10 protein-coding genes are annotated in these 17,019 nt (G+C 41.7%); 6 read left to right on the top strand and 4 right to left on the bottom strand.

The window, feature by feature from the left end:
- Window positions 1-33: 33 nt before the first annotated feature.
- Entirely contained in the window at window positions 34-3,783 is a 3,750-nt protein-coding gene (locus FIS9605_RS0119625; protein ID WP_026734121.1) for an eIF2A-related protein, read from the top strand.
- 302 nt (window positions 3,784-4,085) lie between these two features.
- Window positions 4,086-4,694 (top strand): Uma2 family endonuclease, encoded by a 609-nt coding sequence (locus FIS9605_RS0119620; RefSeq protein WP_026734120.1) that lies wholly within the window; start codon window positions 4,086-4,088, stop codon window positions 4,692-4,694.
- Window positions 4,695-4,784: 90 nt separating this feature from the next.
- Here FIS9605_RS0119620 and FIS9605_RS0119615 read toward each other — a convergent pair whose 3' ends face one another.
- Window positions 4,785-6,404: a hypothetical protein gene (locus FIS9605_RS0119615; protein ID WP_026734119.1), complete on the bottom strand. Its 1,620-nt coding sequence runs from the start codon at window positions 6,402-6,404 to the stop codon at window positions 4,785-4,787.
- Window positions 6,405-7,003: 599 nt separating this feature from the next.
- Between FIS9605_RS0119615 and FIS9605_RS0119610 the strand changes: the two genes are divergently transcribed.
- Together FIS9605_RS0119610 and FIS9605_RS0119605 are read left to right on the top strand one after the other, a co-directional pair.
- On the top strand, window positions 7,004-7,945 hold the full coding sequence (locus FIS9605_RS0119610) for an N-acetylmuramoyl-L-alanine amidase (protein ID WP_026734118.1): 942 nt from the start codon (window positions 7,004-7,006) through the stop codon (window positions 7,943-7,945).
- A gap of 88 nt (window positions 7,946-8,033) precedes the next feature.
- A complete protein-coding gene (locus tag FIS9605_RS0119605) occupies window positions 8,034-9,113 on the top strand; it encodes a peptidoglycan-binding domain-containing protein (protein ID WP_026734117.1) in 1,080 nt (359 codons plus the stop codon).
- A gap of 52 nt (window positions 9,114-9,165) precedes the next feature.
- Here FIS9605_RS0119605 and FIS9605_RS0119600 read toward each other — a convergent pair whose 3' ends face one another.
- Window positions 9,166-10,017, bottom strand: coding sequence for a cyanophycinase (locus FIS9605_RS0119600; protein ID WP_026734116.1), 852 nt, complete (start codon window positions 10,015-10,017; stop codon window positions 9,166-9,168).
- Between the two features lie 642 nt (window positions 10,018-10,659).
- Window positions 10,660-10,863 carry a hypothetical protein gene (locus FIS9605_RS0119595; protein ID WP_026734115.1) on the bottom strand — a complete coding sequence of 68 codons (204 nt, stop codon included), beginning with the start codon at window positions 10,861-10,863 and terminating at the stop codon, window positions 10,660-10,662.
- 643 nt (window positions 10,864-11,506) lie between these two features.
- On the opposite strand from FIS9605_RS0119595, the gene FIS9605_RS0119590 reads away from it, so the two are divergent.
- On the top strand, window positions 11,507-13,417 hold the full coding sequence (locus FIS9605_RS0119590; RefSeq protein ID WP_026734114.1) for an ATP-binding protein: 1,911 nt from the start codon (window positions 11,507-11,509) through the stop codon (window positions 13,415-13,417).
- A 107-nt stretch (window positions 13,418-13,524) separates the two neighbouring features.
- On the opposite strand, the gene FIS9605_RS0119585 is transcribed toward FIS9605_RS0119590, so the two are convergent.
- Window positions 13,525-15,183, bottom strand: coding sequence for an alpha-amylase family glycosyl hydrolase (locus FIS9605_RS0119585; protein ID WP_026734113.1), 1,659 nt, complete (start codon window positions 15,181-15,183; stop codon window positions 13,525-13,527).
- 349 nt (window positions 15,184-15,532) lie between these two features.
- Here FIS9605_RS0119585 and lpdA point away from each other — a divergent pair, with 349 nt between their 5' ends.
- Entirely contained in the window at window positions 15,533-16,960 is a 1,428-nt protein-coding gene (lpdA, locus tag FIS9605_RS0119580; RefSeq protein WP_026734112.1) for a dihydrolipoyl dehydrogenase, read from the top strand.
- The last annotated feature ends 59 nt before the right edge of the window (window positions 16,961-17,019 follow it).

Below are 17,019 nucleotides of genomic sequence, written 5' to 3'. Positions count from 1 at the left end.
TAACTTTCAACTTGGCGTTAGCCTTGTAAGTCAATGGAACTGCACAAGCAAAGACGCAGACGTGGTGTAATCCTCAGCCTGCAAGGATGGAAAAAGCTACAGGAAGCTAGGCATCAGGCAGAGATTCTAGAAAATGATGGAGCCAGATTTACTCTGGAAGAATTGAGCGATCGCACTCAACTTGCCCCCTTTACTGTCTCCAAGGTTTTGGCACGGGAAGAAGGAGTTGATAAGCAAACCCTTGACTACTTCTTTAGAGGTTTTGGGTTAGAGTTAGCGAAAAGTGATTACGTGAAAGCAGGAAATGGGGAGGTGGGGACAGACTCACCCCATCCCCCAATCTCCCCATCACCCCAACATCAAGACTGGGGCGAAACTGTTGATGTCTCCATTTTTTTTGGTCGCGCAGAGGAACTAAGCAAGTTAGGGTATTGGATTGTTAACGATCGCTGTCGGCTGATTGCTTTGCTAGGAATGGGTGGAGTTGGCAAGACAACACTTGCGGTGAAACTAGCACAGCAAATTCAGGCACAATTCGAGTTTGTAGTATGGCGGAGTCTCCGCAATAGTCCACCATTGAGAGAATTGTTGAGCAACTTGCTTCAGTTCTTCGCCGATGGTCAACCCGTGAATTTATCGGAAAATTTAGGGGATGTGACAAGACAAGTTGCTACACCTGTGTTGATTTCCCAATTTATGGCACACTTGCGATCGCACCGCTGTTTGATCGTACTAGATAATGCAGAATCGATTTTGGCAAGTGGCGACCAATGCGGACATTTCCAAGCTGGATATGAAGACTACGGACAATTATTGCAGCAAGCAGGAGAAACAGCCCATCAAAGCTGCGTAATACTGACAAGTCGGGAAAAACCTCAACAAATTGCAGCTTTAGAAGGCGAAACTTTACCAGTCCGGTCATTCCAATTATCAGGCTTGAGTGTAATCGCTGCCCTTGAGTTGGTAAAAACCAAGAGTTTTTTCTACGGTTCGGATGCACAATGGCAAGACTTGATTCATCACTACACAGGCAATCCTCTAGCGCTGAAAATTATTGCTACTACAATTGGCGAGCTATTTAATGGTGATGTTGCGGAATTTCTCGCTCAAGGTACTACAGTATTTGGTAGTATTTGTGACTTATTATCACAGCAATTTCATCGCCTTTCCACACTCGAAAAAGACTTAATGTACTGGCTGGCAATCAATCGAGAACCAGTCACTATGGCGGAGTTGCGTAGCGATTTGGTATTGCCTGTATCATCAATGAAACTACTAGAGGCGCTAGAGTCACTGGCGAGGCGAAATCTGATCGAAAAAAAATCACTTCTCCAACCCCCGGTACAATTCACCCTCCAACCTGTAGTGATGGAATTTGTCACAGATTATTTAATTCAGCAGGTGGCTGAGGAGATTGTGGAGTGGGAGAGTGGGAGAATAACAACCAACAAACAACAACCAACCACCAACAACCAACCACCAACAACCACCAACCAACAACTGATATTTAACAGCCATGCTTTGATCAAAGCGATCGCTAAAGATTATATCCGCCTTGCCCAAACGAAACTCATTCTTGAACCTGTAATTGAACAACTGTTATTGTCACTGCGAAGCAAACAAGCAATCGAAACTCGACTCGTTCAGATTCTCAATGATTTACGAGAGCATTCTCTAAGCAAAAGCTCCTCCACTCCTAACCCAGAACCTGGCTATGCAGGGGGTAACATAATTAACCTACTGTCTCACCTGCAAACAGACTTGACGGGTTATGACTTCTCGCATCTGACAATTTGGCAGGCATACCTCCAGGATACTCCTCTGGTGCAAGTTAACTTTGCTTGTGCTGACCTATCTCAATCGGTGTTTGCCAAAACCTTTTCAACAGCCATGTGTGCGGCGTTCAGTCCGGATGGCAAAGCTTTAGCAACAACTCATACAGATGGTTATCTGCGTTTGTGGGATGTCGCTAGCAGTCATCTGCTAATCAGCTATCAGGGACATTTGGGTATTATTTGGGGAGTGAGTTTTAGTCCAGATGGTAGCACTCTCGCCACAGGGGGAGAAGATGGCACAATTAAGCTTTGGGATGTCAGCAGTGGTCAGTGCTTGCAAACTCTGCAAGGTCATAAAGGTGGAGTTCGTACTGTTGTGTTTGCGCCTGATGGTAACATTTTGATTAGTTGTAGCACCGACTCAACCATCAGAGTTTGGGATATAAGCACGGGGAAATGCACTAAAGTGTTGCAAGGACACACCAATGGAGTCTGGTCTGTGGCTTTACTCCCGATTCCCCCTAATTCCCCCCTTAATAAGGGAGGACATAGGGCGATCGTTGCCAGTGGCAGCGACGACAATACAGTTAAAATCTGGGATATTACTACTGGTCGCTGTATCAAAACTTTGCAAGGACATACTGATTGGATCAGGAGTGTCGCATTTAGTAAACAAGGATTGCTTGCCAGTAGCAGTTTAGACCAAACTATCAGGCTTTGGGATTTAGACAAGGGTATGTGTGTTGGTATCCTGAAAGGACACACGCATGGAGTATTTACAGTCTGTTTTATTGGTGAGGGAAATATTCTGGCTAGCTGTAGTATTGATCGGACGGTGCGACTGTGGGATGTTGCTACTCAACAATGTGTGAAAACCTTGCAAGGGCATACAAATGCAATTTACGTAAATGCCGTCAACCCCGAAGGAACCTTGCTCGCTACTGGTAGTGATGATTTCTCGATTAAGCTATGGGATATTACTACTGGGGAGTGTGTGAGAACATTCAAAGGCAGACACAACTGGTTTTCATCCGTTGTTTTTAGTCCAATTCCCTCCAACTCGCTAGGTGAAATCATCGCTAGTGGCGGCGAAGACACAATCGTTAGATTATGGAATGTAGAGACGTTACATGTAACGTCTCTACGCGGACACACAGATTTTATCTTTGCAGTCACCTTTAGTCCTGACGGTCGAAGCTTGGCTAGTGGTAGCGCCGACCAAACAATTCGACTTTGGGATGTAAAAACAGGACTGTGTACCAAAGTCTTGCATGGACACGCCGGGATGGTGACAGGCGTAACTTTTAGTCCAGATGGTTGTATTCTAGCCAGCAGTAGCTATGACCGCACAGTGAAACTGTGGGACGTTGCAACAGGTCAACTCCTGCACACTTTTCCAGAACACATTACGATCTCAACTGCTTTTAGCCCAGATGGTAAAAAACTGGCAGTGGGCAGTTTTGATGATACAGTCAGGATATGGGATTTAGAAACAAAACAGTGCTGTCAAACCTTCAAAGGACACGACAGTTGGGTTTGGTGGGTTGCCTTTAGTCCAGATGGTCTGACCCTCGCCACTGGTAGTAGTGCCGATCGCACTGTGAGGCTATGGGATATTCGCACAGGCGAGTGTCTTCATATACTGCGGGGACATCAAGAATGGATTTGGGCGATCGCTTTTAGTCCCGATGGTAGTACTCTTGTCAGTTGTAGCAGTGACGGCACGATCAAACTCTGGGACGTAGCAACGGGTGATTGCATTGCTACCTTAACAGGACATAACACCTGGGTAATGTCCGTTGACTTTAGTTCTGATGGTAAAATGCTGGTGAGTGGTGATGGCAATGCTGTCATCAAGTTATGGGATGTACAGACAAAAGAGTGTATCAAGAATTTGAGAGCAGAACGCCTTTATGAAAACATGAATATTTACGGTGTCACAGGTTTGACCGAGGCGCAGAAATCAACTTTGCTAGAACTGGGTGCAGTGGAGGGGTTATTAGGGTAGCAAAGCTGTTCCACATCTAAGTTGCATGACTTGGGCAGGCAGGATGCCCACCCCACAAGAGATTGAGAAAATTTGACTATGTAATTTGAACGTGCTTTAGCTTACTAACATCACAAGTTTCAGAATCTTTACAAGCAGACTTAAAAGATAATCTCCACAATAATATATATATTTGGCGTTGCATAATTGCGGGATGATTTTGGAATTTGCATGACTCATAATCACCGCGTCACCGCGTCTGGTGCGTCAGCCTCATTCATCCCATTATTCAGCAACACCATAGATTTTAATACTAACTAACCATGACTACAACCACACCCAAGCAACTATTAACTTTTGAGCAATTCCTAGAGCAAGACCTTGATGAAGAAGGTCGCTATGAGCTTGTTAACGGAGAAATTGTGAGGATATTACCAACAAGACAACACGATAACATAGCTGAGTATATTTCAGACTCATTCAAAGACGAGGTAAAACGTCTCAAGCTAAACTACAGAGTTTCAGGCAGAATTATGGTTAGGACACTCACCTCAGATGGTAAAGAACAAGGTCGTCATCCTGATGTGAGTGTTGTAGACAAGACTCTTTGGGATTCAAACCTTGCTGCTTATTCGGCGCTGCTGGAACCCCTCCAACTAGCTGTAGAGGTTGTGTCTACTAATTGGGAAGATGACTACATTGATAAGCTGGATGAATACCAGCGGCTGGGTATTCCTGAATATTGGATTGTAGATTATTTAGCAGTTGCTAGTCGTAGTTATTTAGGCAACCCGAAAGTCCCAACAATCTTTGTTTACTTGCTGGATAAAAATGGAGTCTACCAGTGTAAACCTTATCGTGGTAGCGATCGCATTGTCTCGCAGACTTTCTCAGAATTGGCGCTGACAGCAGAGCAAGTGTTAAAATCCTAACGCAATTTCAGGCAGTAATTCATGAGAAAACTTCACAACGAAAGTATAAAAACCTTCTTCTCTAACCCTTAGCCTTCAACCCCTATTTTCCTAGTAATTCCTTCTCAACAACAGACCCCCAATATTAAATCTTTTATCCAGTTCACCAATTATATCTAGAATATTGGCGAGGTTTCGTGGTGGCTGGGAAATCAACGTATCCTCAGCAATTAATCGCCGAAAATCAACTTTAATGTCTCCTGTACGCTCGGTTTGACCGTCGTTTTCATAAAATTTTATACCTGCCAATTGCATAATGTTGATAATTTCCTGAGTTAGAATGCCGTAACCAATCGTAGTAGGATGAATCCCATCCATAGAGAATAAACCGCCTTGAGTACGACCGTTTGGCCCAGAGATGAAAAAGCGAGAGTTTGGTACAGGTGATAGTGCTTTCAACTCGGGTGGCAATTCATACTCACCACCAACTTCCTCCCACCAAGAAGGTCTAGCAGTGGGATCTTCCAGATAGCGCCGGGATGCAAGCCTATCCAGTAATCCACAGGTTTCTAGTAAATACCAATCTCTACCTTCTGTTCTCGCTTGCCGTACCGCATCAGTAATATACTCGTTGTACTTGTCAATAGCACTATCAATTGCTCTTGCCTCGTCTTCGGTGAGGTGTGGGTGTTTATCTGGGTCAAAATCCTCATCTTCAATCCAAGGCAAAGTGTAGTAAGGGAAGTACCGCGAACCCTGTGTGACTTTATTATCGACTCCACGGGCAAAAGGTACGATGGTAACGTGAGGCACTGTGCCAATAATCACATGCCGGGCGCGAATTCTCCTAACTTCGGCAACTACCAGATCTAGCTCAGCTTTGAAGTGAATAGGACGCCAGACAGTATATTTATCGTTCACTGTCATATCATCATAGCCAGTATCACTCCATACCACATTAAATGTGAGAATACTGCCCAGAGCATTATTCGCACCAATAAAGACAATCAGAGTTTCAATTCCTTCGGTTTCTTCTGTTCCTTCTGCACCGAGAACTGCGGCTGCTTGCAACGGTGTGAGTGCTTTAGCATTCGTATCTCTAGCTGAGTTCAAAACCCGAATGGCAGCGCGATCGTTATGATTATCGACAATCTGCTGGAAAAAATCATCCCGAGACGAAGAATTTCTGATTACTTCTATGCAGATATCTGCATTGCGCGATAAGGTATTCCGCAAATCCCAACCATAGACTGATAAGTTGTGGTTGATCTCGCGTTGAATTGGCAACAGCGAACCTTCACCACGTTCCCAGTAATCTTCAATTGCATCTAGGTATTTGCGTAAAAACAGCACGGCTGAAACAAATTCCGAAAAATTGATGTTGTCGCCAAACTGCTGCTGGAGATTACGAGCCAAGCTTTCTAAGTTTAACGGCAATCCATCTCCTGGTGAATCATACGTGGGATAACGCAACTGATTCCAACCCATTTCCCTGGCAATAATCGCAGGATAAGATAGCCGCGTATTAAAAATAGCCCCACTTTGAAAACCATGTGTAATTGAATCGCCAATAGTTACCAAGCGATGCTGGGGAGTTCCTACTTTTTTGACATTGACAGGAATACCCAAAGTTGGATCTATAATTGGCTTTCGCGCTTCAAATTGCACCTGTACATCTGAAGGCGTTTTGCGCTCCTCGCTAAGTGATTGTGAAGCTGTTAGATTAGTCATATGTGCTTTTTATGACAATGCATTGATTGTGCTCTCGCAAAAAATTAACAAAATGCCGGTAGAAAAGCTTGCTCTTTCAAAAGTGAGAGAAACAATCGCTCAACCACTGTCATTAGTAAATAGTTGATTGTCATTACTAAGAACAAATTACAAATGACAAATAGCCAAGGACAACCTAATTATATATAAGTATGCAACACCAGATGGATAAAAGGGCGTTGCCAAATTTTTATCAAAAATCTTTAAGTTTCTTCTTTGTTACAATGGACAGTTGGGAAACAGTATTCTATCATAGACGGTTGGCATATTATTTTAGCTAAAATACTCAGATTTTTTGTTATATCGGTAATTAGTAATGAATCGCAGATTTGTTGTTTGTTATTTGCAATAACCAGTTATCAGCTATCAATTACTATGTAAGCGAGTTTAAATTTAGTATTTGGAAGGTCAAAAGGTAGAATTTCTACTTCAACCAGCCTCCACTAACTTTCGATTAATTCATAATTATTACTAATAAATTTTATATTAATGATTCATATAAACTAATATCTAGATTAAATACATAGAAGTGTTATCAAAAATCAATTCAGGAGAAGCAAATGAAATTTGGAATAGATATCGGCCATAATTGTCCTCCCGATACCGGAGCTAGAGGGATAAAATTTGAGGATAATTTGACCTTAGATGTAGGTAACAGAGTTATAGCCAAATTAAAAGCTTTAGGGCATCAAGTCGTAGAATGCAAGCCAGCTAGAGCCTCATCAGTAAGCGAATCGCTCCGAAAAAGATGCGCTACAGCTAATGCTAACAAAGTAGATACTTTTGTATCTATTCATTTTAATGCCTTTAATCGTCAGGCGAATGGTACGGAAGTATTTGCAGTTAGCGATACAGGCAGAAGAATTGCCAAACCTGTATTAGATGAAATTGTCAAATTAGGCTTTTTTAATCGCGGTGTTAAAAACGGCAGTCATTTATTTGTCCTCAAAAATACAGATATGCCTGCGATTTTGGTAGAAGGCTGTTTTGTCGATTCGCAAAAAGACATGAATCTGTATAATCCAGAGGCAATGGCAAATGCGATCGTCAAAGGTTTAACTGGTCAATTACCTAGTACTCCTGTTAATCCCATAGAGGATGAAGAACAAAATCCAGATACAACAACCTTGAGATTTCAGAAAGCTTTAAATAGACTCAAAATAACTGATAAAAATGGTAAACCTTTGGTAGAGAATGGCACAAACGATGCCACAACAAAATCTGCAATCGAAAAATTTCAGAGTATCACAGGCATTCAACAAACAGGAATTGCTGGAGACACTACATGGAATGCAATTAATCAGATTTTAGCGAAAAGAATTATTAGAGTAAATCATGCGGGTGGTGTAGTAGTCAGATACTTACAATACCGTTTAGGAGTTGACATTGACGGCATCTATGGTCCTCAGACAGAGGCAGCAATGAAGAAATTTCAACAGCAAAATGGTTTAACAGCTGATGGAATTGTTGGGCCTGCAACCTGGCAGAAATTAATTGGTTAGTAGTTAGTGGTTAGTGGTTAGTGGTAAAAACAAATTACCAACTACTAACTACTATCTACTATCTACTAACTAATAATTGGAGAAAATCATGGCTTTTAACATCAATGTACTGAAACTACCAGTTATCAAACTCGGTTCTAATGGCATCTATGTAAGTGCTTGGCAAAGCTTTTTAAAAGAAGCAGAATATCCTATAGGAGCTGTTGATGGCGATTTTGGCAAAGCAACTGACCAAGCCACTCGTAGTTATCAACAAAGAAATGGCTTGCAAGCTGATGGGGTTGTTGGCAATAACACTTACAGTAAAGCAGCTCCTCAAGGTTTTATTTTTAAAGTACCTAACCTTTCAGCTAGCACATTGCTGAGTTATCTTGGTTTTGGTGAAACAGAGGTTAAGGATTTACAAAAGTGTTTGAATCAGGTAGCACAACTCAACCCTCCATTACAAGTTGATGGTGATTTTGGTAAAACAAGCACCAAAGGGTTAGCCGAAGCGTATAAAAAAAGAGATGTGCGTTTGCGTGGCGAACTGGAAGGGGTGCTAAGTAATACAACTAAACAGAAACTGGGAGCAGATTTGACTCAAGCATTGGATATCTTTAATGAATATGCAAAAAGACAGAGATTTCGCCTTAGCGGATCCCATTGGGCTAAATATTTTCCTACTAGCAAGTTAATTTCTGATTTAGCTTCACCATTTCGTCAAAAAGTAGAAGCATTCCACAAAGCAATGATTGACGCTGGTTGTCAGGTGATTGTTACCGCTACCTACCGTCCCAAACAACGTGCTTATCTAATGCATTACTCTGCTAGGATTAGTCGCCAAGAAATTGCTCCTCAGTATGTCCCACCTTTGAGTGGAGTGGATATTGAATGGGTACATTACACTAATGCAGGATCGCTGCAAGCTGCTAAAGATATGGTTGAGGCTTATGGTATTGGTGGTAATCCTGTATCGTTAAATTCTCGCCATACTCAAGGGCTGGCAATCGACTGGAATATTACCTGGAATGACAAAATTATTATTAAGGATGCTAGTGGAAAAATAGTTACTGTTGGCGAACCCCGTAATGCTGCTTTAAATAAAGCTATGTGGAAAGTAGGTGCATCCTACGGAGTGTATAAGCTAGATAGTGACCCTCCTCATTGGTCATCCGATGGTAAATAATATGGAGACGCGATCGCACTTGGTAAATTCCCAATCACGTCTCTACATTCAGTTAGGTATTTACCTCAGACATCACAGGAGCACTTGCTACAGAGCCATTATTCAGAATAGGCCTGCGAGTTTTCAGGTCAAATTTATATCCATGCGGCAAAATATGAAGCCTCGCTCCGCACATTGCCAAAGGTTCATCCTTTAAAATTTCTTCAATATTGCTATGTATGACCTCTGATTCATCTACGATAGTGATAGAACCTTCCCCAATCACTTCAAATTGGCTATCGGTAACAACCATAGCAGTATTCTCATCAATACCAAATCCTAATACAGCAGGCTGTTGTGCCAAAGCTGAAATTAATCGTCCTAAGCGTCCGCGCTGTGAGAAATGTTGGTCTATCACCACTCCAGGCAAAAAAGCCAAACCAGGCCCCATATCCACAATTTCAATCCGAGGATTGGTTTCAGAGTCACCTTCTAAAATCATCACATCTGGCATCACAGCTGCTCCCGCGCTTGTGCCTCCCACAATAATGCCTTCTGAAAAGCGTTTGTGAATAGCTTGATCGAGTTCAGTATCTTTAATTACGCTGGTGATGCGAGCTTGATCTCCGCCAGTAAAAAATACTCCAGTTGCTTTACTAATTGCTTCCAAAGCAGTAGATGAAGAAGCATCTTCACGGGTTTCGGTATCAACTATCCGAACATCTTCTGCTCCTAAGCGCTCAAACACTCGAATGTAATTTTCTCCTACTTCCCTTGGTAATTCTGTAGCCGCTGTCATTATCACAATTCGTGCCTTAGTACCGCCAGCGCGGCGTACAAACTCTCGTAGAATTCGGCAATCTCCCTCCTTGTCTTCTGCTCCTCCAATAATTACCAACTGCCGTTTGATTTCGCTCCCAGCCATAGTGCCTCCAAGTGTCTCTAAGAAGATGACCAAATAATTAATAATTATTAATTAATGGTTACAATCTCCTCGCTCAATTAATTAATAAACAAGCCAAATAATTACATTTGCTTTGTATTATTAAATATACATAAGTAAGGAATGTTTAACCTCATTCTGCTGACATATTTGTTTTATTTAAAAAATCAATATTATTAACTATTTAGATATTGTTTAAATCAGAAGACATATTGTATGTAGGGATACTATAGATGTATATTATTTAGATAGGAATAGATAGATAGAAATATCTATGCTCAGCCGTGGCTTTGATCTACAATAAGGTTTTTTTGTAAACAAATATTATAGTTTGATAGACATACTTTAGAGCTATTATGCGAATTCAAGCAAATGTAGGGTAGGCATCAACTTACATTTGGAGGCTTTTTGCAACTGAGACGCAGAGCCTTCAAATCCTTGTAAATAGATGCAACCTGGAAACGAGAATAGAGCCTCTCTTCCACCCCATTGCTGTACGATATTTTGATAATTAATAAAAAAATACTCACACCTCAAAACAACGGGAGTGAGATAAAATATGAGATCAAGCGATCGCACTTCTAAAACTTTATTTTTTTAAGCTGGAAAATTTGCCAAAACTTTCTAATCAACTTGGTTGTTAAAAAGTAGATTTACTAAAAAAGTATGTGCTTCTTCCAAGGAAAAATGTCTAGGTTTTCCTTGAAATACAATTTGGTATTCGTTGATATCTGGCCCATCTCCATATCCAGAAATCAACTTGCGGTGAAAAGCTTCCTCAGCAAGATGGTTAACTTCATTTCTGAGAGCAGCCTTTGTGATATTCATAACTTTGCTGTCTCCTTAATAGTTGACTATATAGTCTCCTCAATTTTTGACTATATCATGTTTTTTTATTTTTATACATCTTGGGATCGCATTACACCTTTCAAAAGTTATAGGTAGATAGGTATAGATTAATAAGTCGTTTGTTGTTTTTTGTTTAGAATAACCGACCATTAACAATTAACAATCAAGAACTAAGCTATAACGCCTTAAAATTGCACAATTACTCGTGAGGGTCGTCATTAGTCATTAGTCATTAGTCATTAATAACCAAGGACAAATGACTAATGACGGTCTTAACGAAAAAAGTGTAATGTGTAAGTGCAACAGCTTAATCATTAGTATAATTGTGTTTATTTATGCCCAGTAACTTATATTGAAAGATTGATGATTAATTGTTATTGAAGTAACAATGTCTTATACTTAGCTGAGTAATGAAAACTTAATACAGTTTGAATATGCCTTGAGATAGCTGCAAAATTATCTCAACAGCGTTAAGGTGATGCAGATAAAGATTTTGCTTAATGCTTAGGTAAACAGTAAAGCAAATACTCATCAAAGACCAAATAAATTCACAAGCAGTGAATCTCGGTAAGCGCAGAGAAGCGTAGAGATACCAGAGTGTTTCGTCAAAGGTATATAGTCAATGGTTCAAGATAAAAGTACCAATACAGTCCGCGTCAACGCTAGAAAAACTGATGCTTTCGATGTCTTCAACTTTCAACATTACATAGGGCCGAATCCTTACTTGGATAGAGGGGCGTTAGTATTTGATTTTGCTTTAACTGAACCTTGGCGATCGCTACCTATAGAAGATTATGTTGAAATTATTGGCGATCGCTACCCACAACTGAGCAAACAAACTTATGATTCCCATGCCCAGTTGTTTGCCCGCACCGTGTCTGAAGTAGGAAAGCTAGACATGGACTTGCACCTTAACCACTGGAGTGTCAAAGGCGACGAAAAACATGCCAGAATTGCCGTGCAATCCTTACACGCAGATACAACACACTCCCTAATTTTCTTCGTTTGGGATTGGTTTGAAGCCATTACTCGCGATCAAGACATAGCCTTTGAAGAAGGGTTACGGATGCTGCAAAGAAAATTCCGCCAATCTGTCTATGGCGGCCCCACAATTTATGCCTTATTAAGAACAGCAGATAAAAAAGGCATTCCCACCTTTTATTTGTGGGAAGAAGGACTGATGCAGTACGGTTACGGAACAAAACAAGTTCGTGGTATCGCGACGACATTTGACTGTGATAGCCATGTTGATTCAGATTTTACCACCCGCAAAGACGACTGCAAAGCATTCTTAGATACCTTAGGCTTTCCCGTCCCCAAAGGTGATATAGTCTTTTCTGAAAAAGAAGCCTTTGCGGTAGCAAGAGAAGTTGGCTACCCAGTAGCAGTCAAGCCTGTAGTTGGTCATAAAGGAATTGGCGTCACAGCTGATGTACAACACGAAGATGAATTGGAATCTGCTTATTTGAGGGCCGTTAAGGCCATACCAGAAAATGAACGTATTCGGATAATTGTCGAAAAAAGTATTTCTGGCAAAGACTATCGCTTACTGTGTGTCAATGGTAGATTCGTGGCTGCCACCGAACGCCGTCCAGCATCGGTTGTCGGCGACGGATACTCAACCATTGACGAACTAATCGAACGGGAAAATCGCAAATCTGCTCGTTTAGACACACCCACCTCGCCCATGAGTAAAATTCAGCGTGATGAGGCGATGGAACTGTACCTAGAAGAACAGGGTTTGTCTTTAGACAGTGTGATTGAGAAAGGCCGCACAATTTATCTTCGCAAAGTTGCCAATCTCTCAGCCGGTGGTATGAGTATTGACGCCACACACACTGTTCACTCCGATAATATCATCTTGGCGCAAGACATTGCCCAGCACTTCCGGCTAGTTTGCCTTGGTATTGATGTTATTGCTGAAAGTCTTGCTAAATCTTGGAAGGAAAGCAACTTTGCTATTTTGGAAATTAATGCTGCTCCAGGTATTTTAATGCATCTTAACCCGGCGGTAGGTGAAAGCGTAGATGTGCCTTCGCATATTTTAGAAACCTTTTTTGAGTCAGGTGTAGATGCCAGGATACCAATTATTACCTTTAACCAAATCTCAATTAACGAACTTCAAGAAACTATTGACCATATTCTTGTACAACATCCCAACCGGACAGTTGGTGCTGTTTGTCGTGATGGTGTTTTTGTTAATCGGTCAGAAAAATTTTTGAATAAAAACTATAATACCAACGTTCAAACTTTGCTACGCAATCCCAAACTTGACTTATTGATAGCTGAGTATGACCAAGACATCTTGGAAAAAGAGGGTATGTTCTACTACGGTAGCGATGTAGTAGTTTTGAATAACCCTACAGAAATAGAGATGATGTTGATGCGGGATGTATTTGATAACTCGACTGTAGTGATTAGAAAGGGAGATGATATTACAATTCACCGTCAGGGTTTAATTGAAGAGTACATGTTAGGAGAAGATGAACCGCCGATCAGGGTTTATTTGAAAGAAATCAGTACAATTTTGTGACTTTAAAAACGCAGAGTAGCGCAGAGGTAAAACGCAAAGGAACGCAAAGAAATTTCTCTGCGTTACTCTGCGCTTACCTCTGCGACCCTCTGCGTTACAAAAGTTAATTACTGCCAAACAAAGACTTTCGCTTCGTAGGGGCCAATATCAGTCATGATGCCGTCATCACCAGCTTCCACATCATAATCCCCTGTCCATTCGTGCCATTTACCACCACTGGGGAAGTTGGGAACATGATAGCCAGCTAGGAAGTTTTCAGAAAAATTAGCGACAACAACCACACGCGAACCTTCATCATTCCAGCGGCTGTAAGCTAACACTTTTGCCTCTGGATTTTCGTGGATAAAGTCGATATTTTCTGTGTAGAGGGCATGATTGTCTTTACGCAGGTTAATTAAGCCTTTGTAGTATTCAAACAAACCGCGATTCAAATCATGACCTAGTAGTGTCCAATCGATTTTGGCTGATTCTGGAGTTTTGGGTTTATACTCGCCAAACTCTTCACTCATCCAAATTAAAGGCACACCAATAGCTGTCATCAAAATAGCAACGCCTAACTTTGCTCGCCTAAAAGCTTCTTCATCAAAAATGTTGCGATCGCCCAATTCTACCATCAAATGATGATGGTCATGGTTTGTCAAGTAATTGACAACATTTGTAGCACCCATAAAGCCTTGGCGCTTACAATCAATTACATCTTTGAGCCGTTCTACATCAAAGGTATCGCCGCAGATATGTTCAAGAATACAGTGATAGAAACTATCATGCCAGCAACCATCCATCGGCCCATCAACATTAGTTATGCTGGTAGTTTCAGGAATGTGTTCGGCAATGTTGTAAAAAGGCTTAGTACCAGCAGTTTTTTTCGCTTCTTGCACAATCCAGTGCATGAAGTCATAATTAGCAATTTGTCTCGCTGCATCGTAGCGAATACCATCTATGTGATACTCTTCAATCCAAAAACGGACTGTATCGCCAATAAATCTCCGCGCTGGGTAAGTCTCTAAATTTTCATCATAGTGTTCGTAATTAAACTCAGGTCCCCAGCTATTATCGGGGTCACGAGGAGAGTGGTAATACCAATAGTCGTGGTCGATTTGGGTTAAAGGACTAGACGCTTCTGAGTGGTTATAAATGCCGTCCATAATAACACGAATTCCTCTAGCATGGCACTCATCAATTAGCTCTTTCAAACCAGCTGTAGAGCCATAGCTAGATTCAGTTGCAAAAAAATGCCGGGGATTGTAACCCCAGCTATAATCTCCTGGATATTCTTTCACAGGCATTAACTCAATGGCGTTAATACCCAGTTCACAGAGATAATCTAATTTTTCAATGACGTGCTTATATTTTCCTCGTGCGTAAGGGTCATCTTCACCACCAGAAAAATCACCAATATGCAATTCGTAAATTACTAATTCATGGTCAGCAGGTAAGGGTTTATCGTCGTGCTTCCAAACATAGGTATCAACTATTCTTTGCCCATCTTTGATTCTAACAATACCGTTATCCTGACCACTCAATTCATCTATATCTGTAGCATAAGGATCTGTAACATCAACCCATTGATCTGGTTCAAAAAACCACGATTTTGACTGGACGCGAAATTTATATTGATATTCTCCATCCTCTAATGCTACTGTTGTACGAAAATAACCGTCATCGCCTTTTTCCATTGGAATTTCTTTCCAATCAGAAAAAGAACCAATTAAAGCCGCTGCTTCGTTATACGGAGCAAATAAGTTAAATTCAATTGGTTTTGACATGGCTTTATTTAGATATAGTGAATCTTTGTATGAGTATTCTCTGATTTTCAAAAACAATAGCCAATCTTTCTGTAGAAACAATTAATTAACTTTAACCTCTATCCTTAGGAATAAAAAATTAATAAAAATTAAAAAATGAATTATAAAAAATAACTTTGTCGTCAGAACTCAGGTCAAGGAATTGACAGGGGGAGATAGTTAGGATAAATAATCACTATCACAATAAGCTATTTTTATGGGCACAAGTTTTAATAGCAATTGCTCACCAACACCCTACAATTAAATAGACTTGCACTGATTGCTTAGTCAGTCTAAGAATATATAGGGCAAAGCACACGGGGAAACTAACGTGAGTCAAGAATTTGATTACGATTTAGCGATCGTCGGCGCTGGAGTAGGCGGACATGGGGCTGCCTTACACGCCGTTAGCTGCGGTTTAAAGACAGCTATTATCGAAGCAGCTGATATGGGGGGAACCTGCGTAAACCGAGGTTGCATTCCTTCTAAGGCATTGCTAGCAGCCTCTGGACGTGTGCGGGAACTAAGAGATGCCCACCATCTGAAAGCGCTGGGAATTCAAATTGGAAATGTACAATTTGAGCGGCAAGCGATCGCCGACCATGCTAACAATCTTGTCTCTAAAATTCAAGGAGACTTAACCAACAGCCTCAAACGCTTGGGAGTTGATATCATCCGGGGTTGGGGCAAAATCGCAGGCACTCAAAAACTCAGTGTTGTGACGGATAGCGGTGAAAAAACTATCACTGCCAAAGACATCATTATTTCTTCTGGTTCCGTTCCCTTTGTTCCTCCTGGTATTGAAGTAGACGGCAAAACAGTCTTTACCAGCGACCAAGGGGTTAAGTTAGAATGGCTACCAAATTGGGTGGCAATTGTTGGCAGTGGCTACATTGGCTTAGAATTCTCCGATGTTTACTCGGCTTTGGGCTGTGAAATCACTTTGATTGAAGCACTCGACCAGCTAATGCCGGGATTTGACCGCGATATTGCCAAACTTGCCGAACGGGTGCTGATTACTCCCCGCGATATTGAAACTTATGTGGGAGTTTACGCAAAAAGAGTCATCCCCGGTTCACCAGTGGTAATTGAGTTAGCCGACTTCAAAACCAAAGAAGATGTGGGCGTGCTGGAAGTAGATGCTTGCTTAGTGGCGACGGGACGCATTCCAGCTACGCAAAATCTCGGTTTAGAATCGGTAGGTGTAGAACTAGATCGTCGGAATTTTATCCCGGTGAACGACACCATGGCCGTACTGAGTGGAGGTGAACCTGTGCCGCATTTGTGGGCAATTGGCGATGCGACTGGCAAAATGATGCTGGCGCACGCTGCTTCTGCTCAAGGTATCGTTGCTGTAGAAAATATCTGTGGCAGATACAAAGAAGTAGACTACCGCAGCATTCCCGCAGCGGCCTTTACCCATCCAGAAATTAGCTATGTCGGGATGACAGAAGCACAAGCCAAAGAAACAGCTGCTGCTGAGGGATTTGAAGTTGGAGTCGCCAAGAGTTACTTCAAAGGTAATTCCAAAGCCTTGGCAGAAGGCGAAGCTGATGGTATGGCTAAGGTAATTTATCGTAAAGACACAGGCGAAGTTTTGGGAGTCCACATTTTTGGAATACACGCCTCCGATATTATTCACGAAGCTTCCGCAGCGATCGCCAACCGCCAATCCGTCCATACCCTAGCCCATCTGGTTCACGCCCACCCAACACTTTCGGAAGTCCTGGACGAAGCTTACAAACGAGCAGCCAGTTAGGGCTCGGGGATCGGGAAATAATTTAGTCCCCAGTCCCTAATCCCCAGTCCCTAATCCCC

It is taken from the genome of Fischerella sp. PCC 9605, from assembly GCF_000517105.1.
Classification (GTDB): Bacteria; Cyanobacteriota; Cyanobacteriia; order Cyanobacteriales; family Nostocaceae; genus PCC9605.
The sequence above is the reverse complement of the archived record's forward strand: the minus strand, read 5'-3'. Positions and strand labels throughout refer to the sequence as shown.

What these genes read in the sequence shown, in the direction of transcription:
- FIS9605_RS0119610 (WP_026734118.1), top strand. Translation starts at nt 7,004, where the DNA reads ATGAAATTTGGAATAGATATCGGCCATAATTGTCCTCCCGATACCGGA.
- FIS9605_RS0119620 (WP_026734120.1), top strand. Translation starts at nt 4,086, where the DNA reads ATGACTACAACCACACCCAAGCAACTATTAACTTTTGAGCAATTCCTA.
- FIS9605_RS0119615 (WP_026734119.1), bottom strand. Translation starts at nt 6,404, where the DNA reads ATGACTAATCTAACAGCTTCACAATCACTTAGCGAGGAGCGCAAAACG.
- FIS9605_RS0119605 (WP_026734117.1), top strand. Translation starts at nt 8,034, where the DNA reads ATGGCTTTTAACATCAATGTACTGAAACTACCAGTTATCAAACTCGGT.
- FIS9605_RS0119595 (WP_026734115.1), bottom strand. Translation starts at nt 10,863, where the DNA reads ATGAATATCACAAAGGCTGCTCTCAGAAATGAAGTTAACCATCTTGCT.
- FIS9605_RS0119590 (WP_026734114.1), top strand. Translation starts at nt 11,507, where the DNA reads ATGGTTCAAGATAAAAGTACCAATACAGTCCGCGTCAACGCTAGAAAA.
- FIS9605_RS0119625 (WP_026734121.1), top strand. Translation starts at nt 34, where the DNA reads ATGGAACTGCACAAGCAAAGACGCAGACGTGGTGTAATCCTCAGCCTG.
- FIS9605_RS0119585 (WP_026734113.1), bottom strand. Translation starts at nt 15,183, where the DNA reads ATGTCAAAACCAATTGAATTTAACTTATTTGCTCCGTATAACGAAGCA.
- FIS9605_RS0119600 (WP_026734116.1), bottom strand. Translation starts at nt 10,017, where the DNA reads ATGGCTGGGAGCGAAATCAAACGGCAGTTGGTAATTATTGGAGGAGCA.